Below are 15,714 nucleotides of genomic sequence, written 5' to 3'. Positions count from 1 at the left end.
ATGGGTTAGTTAGTATAGAAAGTTACGCAGTCGATCTTCAAACGTATATTAGCAATAGGAAATAAAATGAGAACACTCGGTAACATTATCTGGTTTGTGTTTGGTGGCGTATTTATGGGATTGCTATGGTGGTTTTTTGGCATCTTGGCGTTCATCAGTATTATCGGCATTCCTTGGGGACGCGCGTGTATCGTTATGGGTAATTTTTCCTTTTTCCCATTTGGTAAAGAAGCCGTTTCACGCGATGAACTGACCAATGAAATGGACATCGGCACTAGTCCGCTCGGGATCATCGGTAATATCATTTGGTTTATATTTGCAGGAATCTGGTTAGCGATCGGTCATATTGCGTCCGCTGTGGCGTGCTTCGTCACAATCATCGGTATTCCATTTGCGCTTCAACACTTGAAACTTGCGGTGATCTCCCTGGCACCAATTGGTAAAACAGTCGTCTCCTCGGAAGATGCTGCTATGGCACGATATAACGCTCGTCGCTAACTGGTTATAAAACTCGTCGAGAAAAACCTAATCGAATATCATGCCCCTCTGAATCAGAGTATTCAGAGGGCAATGCCTGTCATCAGTAATCCAATAATTGCTAAAGCATATTCGATAATCTTTGCTTGCAGGTTCATACCGTCACCTCGTGTCAGAATTTGACTTACTTAGTACTGCTTTCATTTATTCAGATCGCTTTAAAGCCTGATTCTTAAGCGTAGCCATAAAAAGCAAAAGGTACACCATTTAGAGTCTCAATAATAAGACGGTATTTATACGTAAAAATTTCAATTCATGATGGATGAGAACGGTAGATGAAACAAATTGGACCAAACGCACTCATTGTTGAGGGTGGCGCCATGCGTGGCGTATTTTCTTGCGGCATACTCGACCAGTTCTTACACCAGGACTTCTCTCCTTTTGACAGTTTTTGGGGCGTTTCAGCAGGTGCCAGTAACCTCGCAGCTTACTTAGCGCAAATGCCTGGAAGAAACCTCAAGATCTATCTTGATTACAGCCTTCGGAATGAATTCATCACTCCTAGTCGCTTATTTCGCGGCGGCAATGTCATGGACTTAGATTGGATGTGGGATGTCACTATTGATGAGCTTGGCATTGATAAATCCGTGCTGGCCGCAGATCCTCGGCCATTTTTTCTCGGTGTGACTCGTCAAGATAATGGTAAGGCAGAATATCTAACGCCAGACGTCGATATGCTTACCGAAACTATGAAAGCAAGCAGCGCTTTACCTATTCTTTATCGTAACGGTGTGATGCTAAATGGCACCAGATATGTAGACGGAGGCGTTTCTGATGCGATTCCGATAGCAGAAGCCATCAAACGGGGCGCTAAAAAAATAATGGTATTACGCAGCCGGCCTGCCAGCTACCGTAAGCCCAAATCTAAGTTCTCATCAATCATCAAGCGTATGCTCAAAGAGACGCCTGCTCTTATAACTCCGATGCTAACGAGAGAGGTTCGCTATAACCAAGCGTTAGAGCTGATCGCTCATCCACCCCAAAATGTCGAAATCATTCAAGTTTGTCCTCCAGAGACGTTTAAGCTAAAACGGTTAAGCCGTTCGCCGGAACCATTGCGTCACGCTTATGAACTAGGCCTAAAGGCAGGCCAAGACGCAATAAAAAGTTGGTGTGCTCGTTAAATTCAACAGATAAAAAAACCACACCTCTCGGTGTGGTCAATGCAAATTCGATGGCAGTGGATTATCGTCTTTGCTTCTCGGTGAGCCCAAAAAGCTGAGCTCAAAATAAAATTAGTACGTTTCAAACACACCAGAGTTATAGTCTTGGATTGCTTGTTCAATCTCATCGATGCTATTCATGACAAAAGGTCCGTAATGTACCACTGGCTCATTAATTGGCTCACCAACAAATAACAGCGCTCCTGATAGCCCTTTTGCCAACACCGTTACGGCGTCACCTTTAGACAACAACGCCATTTCATTTTGTTTTATCACCCGGCCTTGAATCTCTATGCCACCTTGATACACATAAATCATCATGTTCTTATCTTGTTTTGTCGCTAAGTTCAATGTATCACCGTCGTTAGCTCGCCAATCCGCCACCGTTGCAGCAACACCGGTCTCCATCAATGGGCCTTGAATTCGTTCGCCATTAACATTTAATTCCCCGGCAATCAAACGCACCAATCCTGAGTCTTTACTCTCAAACTCCGTAATCGTTTCTGGCTGGAAGTCATGATATTGCGCTGGTTGCATTTTGTTTTTTGCAGGCTGGTTAATCCAAATCTGGAAGCCGTGTAACGAACCTTCCTCCATGATTGGCATCTCGCTATGAATGACACCACGACCAGCCGCCATCCACTGCGCGCCACCCGAACGAAGCTCGCCAACGTTGTCCATATGGTCGCGGTGTTGGAAATGCCCTTGCATCATATACGTCAGCGTTTCAATACCGCGATGAGGGTGAGGAGGAAAGCCTCCAACATAATCAGCACGATCGTCAGACTTCAGCTCATCCACCATCAGAAATGGCGAGAAGTTAGCGTTATTGAAGCCCGCTACACGTCTAATTTTCACACCGTCTCCATCCGATGTCGGTTGAGAGGCAATTACCTGACGAATTTCTCTTCTTATGTTACTCATTGAGACTCTCCCATTATTGAAACGCCAAACAGCTTGATAAGACCATTCATTGAAGCGCTCTTAAAAACAAACGTCATATGTATAAAGGTATTCTAGGAGAGAGAAAAACAAAGACGATGGTGCACATTCGAGCCAGTTATTCAGTTTTTTCGAACGTTGCTAAAATTCCTTCTTTGTAATAGGCCCATGCTTCTTGAGCCGTCCCCTTCCTAGTTACCTTTCTAGAAAGGGATAGCTCACGCAAAACTTCAAATAGTGAAAATAATTAAAAATAAAAGTAGCTATTTTTAAAACAAGGTGTATAGTGATGCCTGGCTCTTAGAGAAGAGCTGTTAATGCAACATTTAGTTTAAGTTCCCTCTCAGTAAAATCTTGAATCTCCAATTCAGACACCTGCGTAAAACTTCCTCTTGATAGAACATTCAATAGCTTAAAAAAAGATCCATCACATAATTTTAATGTTTAATTCAAAAGGTATTACTATGTCTAAAGTAACTGGTTCAGTAAAATGGTTTAACGAAACTAAAGGTTTTGGCTTTCTTTCTCAAGACAACGGCGGTCAAGATGTATTCGTACACTTCAACGCAATCGTTGCTGACGGCTTCAAAACTCTAACTGAAGGTCAGAAAGTAAGCTTCAACGTAGAGCAAGGTAACAAAGGTCCTCAAGCGACTGAAGTTACTCCTCTATAAGACTGCTTTTCTTGGTGTAGCGCAACCGCGCTGCACCAAACTCTCTTCCTTTCTGTTTATACCCTAATATCCTCTCACTAAGTTTAGCCAAATTTCTAGGCTTCATTTGATATTGCTAGATTTATGCTCGCAATACCTACTTATTTTTATTTCAAGGAAAAAACATGTCCACTAAAAGAACAGGCCGTCAAAGGCACTGGTATCAATTGACCCATAAAGTAAAAAATACCCATAGTCAGGAGACTAAATGCTCGAAATCGAATTTACTATAGAACAACCAGAAGCCACTTGGCGAAGTAAAATACATCAGCTTAACAGCGACGTTTTAAGACGTCATGTCCTGCCAAAACTCGAATCAAATTGCTATCTTATTGATTTTAAATATTGTGAAATAACTAAATCTGGCGCCATTCTATGTGACTCAGGTTCAAAGTTGGGAAGTTTCACTGTCAAGTAGCACCCTTTTCATGCATTAATGAAAACTGAGAATACGATCGGCTCATTTAATAAATAATCGGAAAGTAATTTATGGCTAAAAAAAGTAAAAAGCAGATTGAAAAAGAGAAGAAAGAATCCGAACAAAATACGGCTGCAATAAAACAACAAACTCGACGACGCATTGAAGATATCATGGCGCAGCGAGAGTTTGATAAACTGTTCGATCTTTGATTATATCTTGCCCCTTTTTTGGCATTCATGTGTTTCTATATCGATGTGTTAGGTAACGCCACCTACCTTTCATCCACATGAATATCGCTAAAGCGATACAATATTACTTCCTACCGAAAACACATTAAGTACAGAGTTTTTAAATAAACTCAATCACCGACAACAACAATGTGGTCAGTTCTGTTTGTCCTTATTGACCATTACCACCCTTAGATACACCATTTCGCCCCTCGCACCAGCTCAGAAAACACCCAAATCATTCCAGTTCGTATATAGAACTTTTAGGTATATTGATGATTTTGTGTATAATAACAGACGTTTGCTTCGTATAACCCCAATGATATGGTTTGGGGGTCTCTACCAGTTCCCGCAAAGTGCTGATTACGAAGAGTTGAGAGTGTACCAGTTGCAGTTATTGGTGCCGTGAAGTCTCTTACTCTTTGTAATAGCGTTCGACTTATTTACATCTATACCTATTCTTAGAGTAACTGCCTTCACAATTAACATCATAAGGTGGAATATGAACGCATTTATTCAGGGTCTTCCCAAAGTAGAATTACACTTACACATTGAAGGCTCACTTGAGCCTGAGCTCGTGTTTAAGCTGGCAGAACGAAACGGCATCAAACTCCCTTATTCATCACCAAGCCAACTACGCGAAGCTTACCAATTCGAAGACTTGCAGTCTTTTCTCGATCTCTATTATCAAGGTGCAAACGTATTACGTACCGAGCAAGATTTTTATGATCTCACTTGGGAGTACTTAGAGCACTGTAAAGCTGACAACGTTGTTCATACCGAAATTTTCTTTGATCCTCAGACGCACACAGAGCGAGGCATTGACTTTGATACGGTTATTAACGGTATTTCACGGGCTCTGGACGATGGGAGAGAAAAGCTTGGCATCACGTCACAAATCATCGCCTGTTTCCTCCGACATTTATCAGAAGAGAGTGCAATAGAAACTTTCCAATCGATACTTAAGCATCGCGATAAAATTATTGGTATTGGTTTAGATTCCTCTGAAAAAGGACACCCACCCGCAAAATTCCGAACCGTCTTTCAGCAAGCAAAGGCCGCTGGCTTTTTAACGGTTGCGCACGCCGGAGAGGAAGGGCCTGCACAAAATATTTCTGACGCGATAGAGATGCTAGAAGTGAGCCGTGTCGATCACGGAGTTCGATGTGTCGAAGACGACGCGTTGGTTAAATCTTTGATTGAAAGTAAAATGCCACTGACCGTTTGCCCACTGTCTAATATTAAGCTCTGCGTATTCGAAGACATGACACAACACAATATCGTTGATTTGCTACGCAAAGGAGTCGCCGTGACGATCAACTCCGATGATCCGTCTTACTTCGGAGGCTATATGACAGATAATTTTTTAGCAGTGAGCCAAGCGCACCCAATGGACAAACAAGAACTCGCTCAGTTTACACTGAATGCCATCGAGGCCAGTTTTATTGATGACGCGTTAAAAACGACGTATCGGATGCAAGTCGAAGAATATGTTACCTCATACTCTTAACAGCTAATCCCTACAAACCATCTGTGGTTAATGTTGAACTTTAGCGCTAGACTGATTGAAATAAACAAAGCAAAAAGGAAGATAATAATGATTCAACAAGGCCAAGCATTGCCAACTGCAACGGTAAGCGAATTGACTGCTGACGGAATGGTAAATCATGACGTCACTGAACTGTTTGCCAACAAGAAGGTAGTGCTATTTGCTGTACCTGGAGCCTTTACCCCAACGTGTTCTGAAGCGCACCTACCAGGTTATGTGGTACATGCTGATCAATTAAAAGCAAAAGGCGTTGATCTGATCGCTTGTGTGGCCGTTAACGATGCATTTGTGATGAATGCATGGGGCGAAGCACAAAATGCTTCAGAGATTCTGATGCTGGGTGACGGTGACGCAAGCTTCACCAAAGCACTTGGTTTAGAGATGGATACGGGTGGTTTCGGTGGCATTCGCTCACAGCGTTATGCCATGATCATCGACAATGGTGTGGTCACCACTCTAAATGTTGAACAACCAAGCGAGTTTGAAGTCAGCAAAGCGGAAACGATTCTAGCCGCGCTGTAAAAAATTCGACTAAAAACGGGAGTTACGGCTCCCGTTTTTGTTTCTATATTTAAATCATAATAAATAAGATAAAATACATTTTCTACCTGAGAAAATTTCAATCAATAATCATTTAATACTACGAATTGATTTATATTTACTTATTTACTAGAAAGGAACGCATTAAATAAAAACGCACTATGGTTAAATAGTGCGCTATTGTGATTGTATTTAATGTAACCGCTATGGTTTCAGCTTTAGAACATTGTCAATATCTTCTGCGTTATGACGCTCTGCGAGTTGCTCCCACTCCTCGCCCCACGCGCGGTTCACTATGCGACCACGCTTCACGGCTTCACGCTCATCAATTTCTTTCGCCCAGCGAACAACGTTTTTATAGCTGTTTACATCGAGAAACTCAGCGGCGTCATATGCTCGACCTAAAACAAGATTGCCATACCAAGGCCAAGTCGCAATATCTGCAATGCTATATTCATCACCCGCTAGATATTGGTTATTCGCCAAGCGCTTGTCCAACACATCTAACTGCCGCTTTGCCTCCATGGTAAATCGGTTAATCGGATATTCATATTTCTCGGGAGCATAAGCATAGAAGTGACCGAAGCCTCCCCCCAAGTAAGGGGCAGACCCCTGTAGCCAGAATAACCAGTTCATCACCTCTGCACGTTTCGCGCCTTCTTTTGGTAGGAACAAACCAAACTTTTCAGCCAGATAAAAAAGGATGTTTCCTGATTCAAAGACATTGATAGGCTCTTCACCTGAACGATCGACTAACGCAGGAATTTTCGAATTTGGGTTTACCGACACAAACCCCGAACCAAACTGATCACCATCACCGATTTTAATTAGGTAGGCATCATACTCGGCCTCTTTAACACCAGCAGCCAGCAACTCTTCAAACATAATGGTCACCTTTTGTCCGTTCGGTGTGCCCATTGAATACAGTTGAAATGGATGCTCGCCTACTGGTAACGCTTGCTCGTGGCGTGCGCCAGAGTCAGGGCGATTGATGCTTGCCCATTGCCCACCATTTTCATTTTCGTTGGTCCAAACTCGTGGTGGTATATATTGTTCCGTCATGGTTACCCCTTATTTTGTTTGAAGTGTTTTCTAATTCAGATATTAGGTCAAAATTATGAAAAAAAAGTCCTGCACTCTCAATTAATTAGAAGCTTTAGTTATTGTAAACTCCCTTAAGGCATAAGCTTACATAATTTGAGTTACTTCCATAACACTTCTGACCAATAATTCAATATCTAGGTATTGATTCGTTCAACTTATACGTTCAATATCCAAAAAACAAATGATCTCAGGTTAACTCATTATGCTAAATATGGACTTTGCTAAACGGGTGGTTGTCGACACCGCAAAAATGGAGTGGACCGCAAGTCCCGCTCAGGGTGTGTGGCGCAAGCCATTAGAGCGTGAGGCAAAAGAATCAGGGCACACCACCAGTATCGTGAGATATGCGCCAGGCTCCCGATTTTCAGAGCACCCTCACCCTCTCGGTGAAGAAATCTTAGTACTTGAAGGGGTGTTTTCAGATGAACATGGTGATTACCCCGCAGGAACTTACCTTCGCAATCCTCCGGGCAGCCACCACTCTCCGTTTAGTTTAGAGGGATGCGTGATTCTCGTGAAACTGAATCAGTTTGAAAAAGAAGATCTCACCACGGTAAGAATTAACACCAAAGCGCTGGATAAGTTCGACAACAATGGAGGCTCGCATATCGTCAATCTACACGACTACGCTCACGAACACGTTTCTCTGCTGTTCTGCCCTAAAGGGGAACGCTTTCAACCTCCTCACGACTCTACTGGTATTGAGATATTTGTCTTATCTGGGGGATTTAAAGATTCAAATGGACACTATCCTGAATCTTCATGGCTACGCTTACCTCGCTTGGAAAGCACGTATCCACCTGTCGATGAAGATACCGTCCTCTGGGTAAAAACCAGAGCGCTTGATTAAATAGAAAAACGGCTCGTGGATACGAGCCGATATTCATTGCTTAGTTAAAAATCAACATTACTTTAAGAGCCCATAATTCGAGAGTGGAGCCAATCTTTTAGTTCCGCGCGATTGTGCTTCAGCACATTCATTTCGTGATCATCAATCGGGTTCCCTTGTAACTCTAGAACCCGAATCTCTTTATCTAACGCGTTGTAGTTTCTAACGATTTTAGCAAATGATGCATCATTCTCACTCAATTGAGCGATGGTATCCAAATGTTCTGGGAATTCATGTGTTAATGAGTGATTTTCACCTAACATATAGACCTCTTGGCTAGATTATTGATGTTTCGCTGCGTTCGATTTCTGCACAGCACAAGCATAAACATAGCACTTGAATTGCGGTTACATCGTAGAATTGAGCACACTTTTTGACCACAATGTTCAGAAAAAACTAATTGGCAAATAAAAATCCAATTCAAACATTTCTTCCTCGTTAAGAAAGTGGTTTTTGTGATAATGAACATAGGCAGGTGTTGAACGTAATTTAAGGCCTGACGTAGGTAACCACCTTTCCAACACCTGACTAATCTGTGGCAGTAACTCACCATATACTCCAGTCAATCTAAACACAGCATGTAAACCTCCTGGAATGAGCATCTGATTCACAACACCACGCAGCTTCAGCGGCTGATCAATCGCCATGCAGGCCACATAACGACATTTATCGAGTTCAACCCAGGCTGGATTCGAGTGATGCAAACCATATTGTACGGAAAAATCTCGACCCTCAGAATTCGCCCATGCTTTGAGAATCAACCAGGCGTGGCGAATTGAACGATTATAACCCTCATGTCGAACATAAGCCGCTAATCGCTCAGGCACTTCGAGAATTTTAGGCTCAGGTAACCGTCGATTGGCAACACGATGATAGCCTTCTGCAACTTCTGGGTCTTTTAAATAAGGTTTCTCCGCCACTTGCAAATCGTGCTTGCGCCATTCTCCCGGTGCCATGTTAAACGTCGCTTTAAATGCGCGACTAAAAGAAGACATCGAGTTAAAACCGGATTTGTTTGCAATATCCAATACCGATGACTGAGTATCAAACATGAGTTGGTTCGCGGCGTACTCCATTCGGGTACGGCGTACATATTGATGGATCGACTCCCCAACAACATCTTTAAATATTCGATGAAAATGTTGCTCAGAATAAGCCGCTACGTTTGCCAACGTTTTTGCTGACAACTCACGACTGATATCTTGATGGATATAAAACAACACATCATTGATTCGAGAAACTTGTTGCTGGCTCATAGGATTAGCCTAAATAGCATAAATGGACATATTTAACAGCATAAACAGACACACTTAATTAGGCAATTCCCATGTACTATTTGACTTCCAAAATAGAAAAATAAAACGCCAGAGAGAAGTACAACGCATGGAAATCGCACGTTCATTACAGCAAACTAAATCTTCTTATATTCGAGAGATCCTTGCAGCCGCAAGCGACAAAAACGTTATATCTCTTGCTGGAGGGTTGCCGGATGAAAAAACCTTCCCCATCGACTTAATGAAGCCAACTTTAGAAGCGCTCGCGAACATGCCAGAGGTCTTTCAGTACGGTGCAACAGCCGGCTATAGTCCTTTGCTTGACTTCTTAAACGATTATTTCCAGTTACTTGAATCCCACATCGCCATGGTCACTACTGGGTCGCAACAAGGGCTTGATTTGATCGCTCGCGCTTATGTCAACCCAGGTGATAAGGTCGTGATGGAAGCACCGAGTTATCTTGGTGCAATGCAAGTATTTGGCTTGGTGCAAGCGAATATTGTGAGCGTATCACAAACTGAATTCGGCCCAAACCTTGAAGAGTTAGAACGTTGTTTTGCAGAACAGAGCCCTAAAATGTTTTACGCGGTTCCCGACTTTCATAACCCAACTGGGGTTTGCTGGAGCCTAGAAACACGTCAAAAAGTCGGTGAACTGTGTAGCCATTACAATGTAGCGTTTATTGAAGATGCTCCATACCGAGAACTGCGTTTTTCTGGAGAGGCACTGCCGTTGGTGTCAGACTTTTGTCCACAGCACTCCATCGTACTGCGTTCATTTTCAAAAATTGCATCTCCAGGTCTGCGTATCGGTGTCGTGACTGGCAAGAGCACTTATCTGGAGCCGTTAATCAAAATCAAACAAGGCGCCGATTTGCACTCAAGTGTACCGATGCAAGCGCTGCTTCATGGTCTCCTGCAAAATGATAACTTTGACCTTCATATCGAAAAAATCCGTGAGCTGTACAAATCCCGTTATGACGTCATGTTCACAGAGCTAAGCCAACAGTTACCTGATAGCTGCGTTGTTAAACCGATCGATGGCGGAATGTTTGTTTGGTTGGAAATTCCAGAATGCGACACGTTTGAGCTTGCCAAATCACTGTTAGCAAACGGAGTGGCGGTCGTGCCTAGCCCTGTATTCTATCCGGAAGGCTCAGAAGAAAAAGCCGCGCTACGCCTTAACTTTACCAACGCAACACCCGAAGAACTCGTTGTGGCTGTCACTCGATTGGCACAGGTGTTGAAGACGTTAAGCTAATATTTCTGTTTGCCTTTTAAAAGCAAAATCAAGACCAATGCCAGTCATTATTCCCTCATTCTTGTTGGCATTGGTCTCACTCCAAGAACTTCCATCGAGTTTTAAAAATAGTCCGTTTCTAACCGACACAAATTAATACAGTAAAGCACTGTTTTTATTCGCCATTTAATTCAAAAAACGAATTCCAAGCCCAAGTTTTACATTTGATGGTTTCTCTTGTTACGTCTATCTTTCAAAGAGAAATAATTCAGAGTTATTACCCAAACCATTCTGAATGTAGCGATGCCAACCAAGTTGAATTACAGACAAGTTGGTTGACAAATACGTCAGTCAATCGCACTTATTTACAGAGGGGTTACCAAGATGAACGATCGAACATCGATAGGACGACTCGTCATCACCAGCTTGTCCATCTTCTTATCACTGTCTTTAATGACTTCATACACCTACGCCAATACAAAGCCATACTGCGGTGATATTTTAACCTCAAATCGAGGCACGACTTCTCAGAAGATGATTGCGCTTCTGGGCGAAGACATTACTCAATCCAACCGTATTACCACCGTCATACCAGCCAAAAACAACCCTTTTGTGACCGAAGAACTGGTGGCTGTGGCCAATAGTGTGTCACCAAATGGACGCTTCCCGAAGCAAACACCTGCTGATATAGACAAAATGCGTAACAATATAAAAAACGCTTGGTTGGAAGTAGATAGGTTACAAAGTACCTTTGAGTTAGCGTTTATCAACCTCGTCGATGGGCACTGTCAATTCCCCAACCGGCGTGCAACTCAAGATGCAAAAATCGATTTTGATCATTTAGAGGGGCTCTCATTCTACTCTATTCCAGCACTGCTAGCCCTCGTCGATCAGTCTTATGCGCTTGCAATGAAGCGCAGTGATCAGGCATTAGAAGAAAAGGCCAAGAACGAGAAAAAACAGAAAAGTAGCGAGCATCAAGCTGGCGCGGCCACTGCTGCCAGCTATCAAAGTGAAAATGTCTTGGTCAAAGTAGAAGACTTCGACGGCTCGAACATTACCTTCTCTGTCACCAACATTGGGGCGGAAGGGTCGTTGGAACCCAAGTTTAATACCTTTAGTGCCTACCGTAATACGAGCGGTGACCTCGCCTATAACCCAACGTCATTACTCACGTTATCGGATGCAGAAGGTCACAAGGTACCCACGATGGGGGTTGCACTCCTTTCTTCGAGCGGAGGCGATCGTCTTGCTATCATGCCAGGAGAAACGCGCAAGTTTGTGACTAGCGTCGCATCAAAAGTATCGCCACATGCCCAGTTAAGTTTAGAGTTTCCTGCCAATGCGCTCGATACCGAACAAGCCTTTGCATTGTCATTTTCAGACGCTATTGCTGTGGCAACAACAAACTAAAAGAGTGTGGTTTTGTGCATAGAATTTTCAAATAGTGAGCAGACAAGCAGCAATCTCTGCTTGTCTGAGATAAAACCATTTATCTGACATGAAATTGGGTTTTAGGTGCAACGTTTGGCTTCAAAGAATAAACTGGTTCGCTATGCCGCAACTGAAGTAGCGGATGCGTTTAAAAAGGAACAAGAGCTGCTCACACAAGTTCAATCCAATCAACTGTCGCAAGCGCTTCTTCTTTGGCAAGTCAAAAGCCCAACACTAGTACTACCCGCAGGAAAGAAGTGGCCAGCCTCTGATGAACTAAAACTCGCACTCGAAAACTCTGGCTGGAAATTGTTCTCACGCAAAACCGGTGGCGCCCCCGTTCCGCAAGTGCCGGGCATTATCAACCTTTCCCATATCTACCATTGGCCTGACGATCAGCCCTACGACATCAAGAAAGCATATTTGGATTTATGCACAACATTAAGCGCATTTTTCAAACAACTTAATGTGGATGTTAATGTGCATGCCACGCCGCACTCGTATTGTGATGGCGAGTACAACCTAAATATTGCCGGGCAAAAAGTTGTTGGAACTGCACAACGCATACTCCTCAAAAAAGGCGGAGGAAAAGTCGTGTTAGCGCAGGCGTGTATCCTAATTAACGTGGACGTCAATCACATCGTCGAACCCGTACGCTTATGTAATCAACTTTGCAATCAAGATGGGGATATTAGACCTGATGTTCACACGCCGCTGTTTGCGCATATAACCGAGAGGCCCTCAGTAGATTCGTTATTTCAACAACTTACTAGCGCGTTTTTAGCACGCCGAGGTGAGTTTGCTTGATACGAAGAATGGCTAATATACCGTTCTAATTCGTTTCCCTTTTTTTTGGCGACATCGATATTCAAAATCAATGACAGAATTAGTTGAAGCTCAAGGATAAAAGCCTCAGAATGTCGCACTTTTCGCAACGAATATGTTTTCGGTGCGTTGTTATCTAACTCGACAATTGAGAATCATACATATGGGTTTTACCTCGTTAGGTCTATCTGCTCCAATCCTTCAAGCAATTCAGGAAAAAGGCTATGACACCCCTTCGCCAATTCAGGCTCAGGCCATCCCGGCAGTATTGGAAGGGAAAGACGTCATGGCAGCAGCACAGACTGGTACGGGGAAAACAGCAGGCTTTACGCTGCCCATCCTTGAAAAGTTGTCAAACGGACCTCGTGTTCGTAGCAATCAAGTTCGAGCGTTAATCCTAACACCTACCCGTGAACTGGCCGCTCAAGTTCAAGAAAGCGTCTTCATGTACAGTCGCCATCTACCGTTAACAAGCGCAGTGGTATTTGGTGGGGTGAAGATCAACCCACAAATGCAACGTCTGCGTAAGGGTGCTGATGTTCTAGTTGCAACACCAGGTCGCTTGATGGACCTCTACAACCAGAATGCGGTGAAATTTGACCAACTTGAAGTGTTGGTTTTGGACGAAGCAGACCGCATGCTTGACATGGGCTTTATCCGTGACATCCGCAAGATCATTGATTTACTGCCAAAGCAGCGTCAAAACCTATTATTCTCAGCAACATTTTCGAAAGAAATTCGTGAATTAGCCAAAGGTCTGGTCAATCATCCGGTTGAAATCTCGGTTAACCCAGAAAACTCAACGGCCAGAACCGTAGAACAATGTATCTACCCATCAGACTCAAAGAAAAAACCAGCGATGCTGGTCAAGCTCATTAAAGATGGCGATTGGCAGCAGGTATTGGTGTTCACACGGACCAAACACGGGGCCAACCGCTTAACTAAATTCTTGATCGAGCAAAATCTACCCGCGGCCGCGATCCACGGTAACAAAAGCCAAGGCGCGAGAACAAAAGCATTAGCAGACTTTAAATCGGGTCAGGTTCGTGTGTTAGTGGCAACAGACATTGCCGCTCGTGGTATCGACATTCCTCAGCTTCCTCAAGTTGTGAATTTTGAGCTACCTAAAGTAGCTGAAGACTACGTTCACCGTATCGGTCGTACTGGTCGTGCAGGTGAAGTAGGTAAAGCTATCTCGTTGGTATGTGCGATTGAAGCGCCTGAATTGTTCGCGATCGAGCGTTTGATTCAGGAGTTGCTACCACGCAAAGAGTTGGACGGTTATGCACCAACCAACGTGGTTCCAGAATCAAAACTGGATACACGCCCAATCAAACCGAAAAAACCGAAGAAATCCAAAAAGCCACAAGGATCGAATGATCAAGTCGCGGAAAAGAATTCGGCAAACAGTGCGAACAAGCCTAAACGTCGCTTCAACGATGGTAATAACAGCAATAAAAGCAGTACAAACCAAGGCGGAGCGGGCAAGCCTAAAGGCAATCGAGAGGGTCAAGGTCGCACAAACAGCAAACCAGATGGCCGTAAGCCTAACGACAACAAGCCAGCGAGCAATAAAAATGGCAATGGTGGTCAACCATCGGGTAACCGCAAACCAAACAGCACGAAGCCTGCGGGTAATAAACCATCAGGTCAGCGCCGTAAGCCTCGGCCACAAACTGCCAACTAACTGAGCCAAGGGCTAACCAAGCCAATACCTATCACTGCAAAGCCGTTGAGTACCTCAGCGGCTTTGTTTTTCTAAGCAATCAATTAGGCCAATCATAGTAAATAACTGGTCATTCTAGCTCGATAAAATACTCGATAACTTCGTTACAATGTTGGATTGTAGAATAACGACTTATCGAAAAATTTCGCCTCGTTCTCACGCATTTTTCCTACGCTATTTCTGTTCACTTATTTACTGTGATTGGTTTTAGTCGTTAGAAAATTGTTCAATTAAAAAGTCCAAAAACAGACGAATTCTTTTTGGTTGATACTGACGGCTTTGATAGATGACATGGAGATCGGCTTCAGCACCTTGCGACAGAGCGCTGAAGTTTTTTGTGTAAGAATCTAAGATAGTCACTAAACGCTTTTGCTTGAGATCTTGCTGGATATCCAAAATCGATTTCAACGCAATCCCAGCGCCATCCAATGCCCATTGACGAATCACTTCTCCATCATCTGAAAAACGCGTTGGCGTGACAGTAATAGTTTGCTGTGAATTCTCATCTTTAAAGTGCCAGGTTTTTAATTCTTCATTACCGCGCACCAAGGCTAAACAGCGATGACGCGCGAGTGCTTGTGGGCTGCTCGGTACACCTTGCTTCGCCAAATACTCTGGAGATGCGCACAACACTCGCTGACTCGAGGCCAGCTTGCGCGAGATAAGATTGCTGTCAGACAACTCACCATATCGAATGACCAAATCAAGGCCCGACTCCGCCATATTCGATAAGTTGTCATTGAGATAAAGATATGGTGTCACATCCGGATATCGCTCAGCGAACGCCGAAACCATCGGAGAGATCATTTTCTTACCAACATCTCGCGGCGCTGAAATCTTCAATGCACCACGCACTTCTGTGACACCGGTTTGCAGCAAATTTTCCGTCTCTTTCACACTATCAATGATATTGAGACAAGCCTGATGGTACATGGCCCCCGCATCCGTTAGTGATACATGACGTGTGCTGCGGTTGAGCAGTTTGATCCCATAACGCGCTTCTATCGATTGAAGTCTCGCCGTGATAGTTGCCGGAGATAAACCCAGTTCCCTTCCCGCAGCCGCCAGACCTTGGTGTTTAACGATGCTGACAAATAGCGTCATATCCGAAAACTTATCCACCTTCACAT

The 15,714-nt window shown here is 43.7% G+C and carries 16 protein-coding genes and 1 riboswitch; of the genes, 11 read left to right on the top strand and 5 right to left on the bottom strand.

Features of this window, described 5'->3' with window-relative positions; genetic code table 11:
* Positions 1-66 precede the first annotated feature (66 nt).
* The gene (locus tag ONE56_RS14890; RefSeq protein ID WP_423840941.1) at positions 67-498 is read left to right on the top strand and encodes a YccF domain-containing protein; all 432 of its coding nucleotides are present in this window, start codon (positions 67-69) and stop codon (positions 496-498) included.
* Positions 499-812: 314 nt separating this feature from the next.
* A complete protein-coding gene (locus ONE56_RS14885; RefSeq protein WP_423840940.1) occupies positions 813-1,661 on the top strand; it encodes a patatin-like phospholipase family protein in 849 nt (282 codons plus the stop codon).
* A 111-nt stretch (positions 1,662-1,772) separates the two neighbouring features.
* Here ONE56_RS14885 and ONE56_RS14880 read toward each other — a convergent pair whose 3' ends face one another.
* Positions 1,773-2,624, bottom strand: coding sequence for a pirin family protein (locus ONE56_RS14880; RefSeq protein WP_415679259.1), 852 nt, complete (start codon positions 2,622-2,624; stop codon positions 1,773-1,775).
* 482 nt (positions 2,625-3,106) lie between these two features.
* On the opposite strand from ONE56_RS14880, the gene cspE reads away from it, so the two are divergent.
* The 4 genes from cspE to ONE56_RS14860 all read left to right on the top strand — a co-directional run bounded on the left by cspE (position 3,107) and on the right by ONE56_RS14860 (position 6,074).
* Positions 3,107-3,316, top strand: a complete 210-nt coding sequence (cspE, locus tag ONE56_RS14875; RefSeq protein ID WP_041155911.1) for a transcription antiterminator/RNA stability regulator CspE — start codon at positions 3,107-3,109, stop codon at positions 3,314-3,316.
* Positions 3,317-3,844: 528 nt separating this feature from the next.
* Positions 3,845-3,985: a hypothetical protein gene (locus ONE56_RS14870; protein ID WP_041155909.1), complete on the top strand. Its 141-nt coding sequence runs from the start codon at positions 3,845-3,847 to the stop codon at positions 3,983-3,985.
* A gap of 304 nt (positions 3,986-4,289) precedes the next feature.
* Positions 4,290-4,389: riboswitch (purine riboswitch) on the top strand.
* A 116-nt stretch (positions 4,390-4,505) separates the two neighbouring features.
* The gene (locus tag ONE56_RS14865) at positions 4,506-5,513 is read left to right on the top strand and encodes an adenosine deaminase (protein ID WP_423840939.1); all 1,008 of its coding nucleotides are present in this window, start codon (positions 4,506-4,508) and stop codon (positions 5,511-5,513) included.
* 87 nt (positions 5,514-5,600) lie between these two features.
* Entirely contained in the window at positions 5,601-6,074 is a 474-nt protein-coding gene (locus ONE56_RS14860) for a peroxiredoxin (protein ID WP_331438627.1), read from the top strand.
* 222 nt (positions 6,075-6,296) lie between these two features.
* On the opposite strand, the gene yghU is transcribed toward ONE56_RS14860, so the two are convergent.
* Positions 6,297-7,154 (bottom strand): glutathione-dependent disulfide-bond oxidoreductase, encoded by an 858-nt coding sequence (yghU, locus tag ONE56_RS14855; RefSeq protein ID WP_423840938.1) that lies wholly within the window; start codon positions 7,152-7,154, stop codon positions 6,297-6,299.
* Positions 7,155-7,398: 244 nt separating this feature from the next.
* Here yghU and ONE56_RS14850 point away from each other — a divergent pair, with 244 nt between their 5' ends.
* Positions 7,399-8,046, top strand: a complete 648-nt coding sequence (locus tag ONE56_RS14850; protein ID WP_331438630.1) for a cupin domain-containing protein — start codon at positions 7,399-7,401, stop codon at positions 8,044-8,046.
* 62 nt (positions 8,047-8,108) lie between these two features.
* Here the strand turns inward: ONE56_RS14850 and ONE56_RS14845 are convergent, their stop codons facing one another.
* The gene (locus ONE56_RS14845) at positions 8,109-8,348 is read right to left on the bottom strand and encodes a YdcH family protein (protein WP_041155892.1); all 240 of its coding nucleotides are present in this window, start codon (positions 8,346-8,348) and stop codon (positions 8,109-8,111) included.
* A gap of 123 nt (positions 8,349-8,471) precedes the next feature.
* Entirely contained in the window at positions 8,472-9,341 is an 870-nt protein-coding gene (locus ONE56_RS14840) for an AraC family transcriptional regulator (RefSeq protein ID WP_041155891.1), read from the bottom strand.
* Between the two features lie 127 nt (positions 9,342-9,468).
* Between ONE56_RS14840 and ONE56_RS14835 the strand changes: the two genes are divergently transcribed.
* The 4 genes from ONE56_RS14835 to ONE56_RS14820 all read left to right on the top strand — a co-directional run bounded on the left by ONE56_RS14835 (position 9,469) and on the right by ONE56_RS14820 (position 14,545).
* On the top strand, positions 9,469-10,620 hold the full coding sequence (locus ONE56_RS14835) for a PLP-dependent aminotransferase family protein (protein WP_331438631.1): 1,152 nt from the start codon (positions 9,469-9,471) through the stop codon (positions 10,618-10,620).
* 363 nt (positions 10,621-10,983) lie between these two features.
* A complete protein-coding gene (locus ONE56_RS14830; RefSeq protein ID WP_423840937.1) occupies positions 10,984-12,012 on the top strand; it encodes a hypothetical protein in 1,029 nt (342 codons plus the stop codon).
* Between the two features lie 114 nt (positions 12,013-12,126).
* Positions 12,127-12,840, top strand: a complete 714-nt coding sequence (locus tag ONE56_RS14825; protein ID WP_423840936.1) for a lipoate--protein ligase family protein — start codon at positions 12,127-12,129, stop codon at positions 12,838-12,840.
* Between the two features lie 181 nt (positions 12,841-13,021).
* On the top strand, positions 13,022-14,545 hold the full coding sequence (locus tag ONE56_RS14820; protein ID WP_423840935.1) for a DEAD/DEAH box helicase: 1,524 nt from the start codon (positions 13,022-13,024) through the stop codon (positions 14,543-14,545).
* Positions 14,546-14,791: 246 nt separating this feature from the next.
* On the opposite strand, the gene ONE56_RS14815 is transcribed toward ONE56_RS14820, so the two are convergent.
* On the bottom strand, positions 14,792-15,706 hold the full coding sequence (locus ONE56_RS14815) for a LysR family transcriptional regulator (protein WP_423840934.1): 915 nt from the start codon (positions 15,704-15,706) through the stop codon (positions 14,792-14,794).
* Positions 15,707-15,714: the final 8 nt, after the last annotated feature.

The sequence above is a fragment of the Vibrio mytili genome, from assembly GCF_049563345.1.
Taxonomy (GTDB): domain Bacteria; phylum Pseudomonadota; class Gammaproteobacteria; order Enterobacterales; family Vibrionaceae; genus Vibrio; species Vibrio mytili.
The sequence above is the reverse complement of the archived record's forward strand: the minus strand, read 5'-3'. Positions and strand labels throughout refer to the sequence as shown.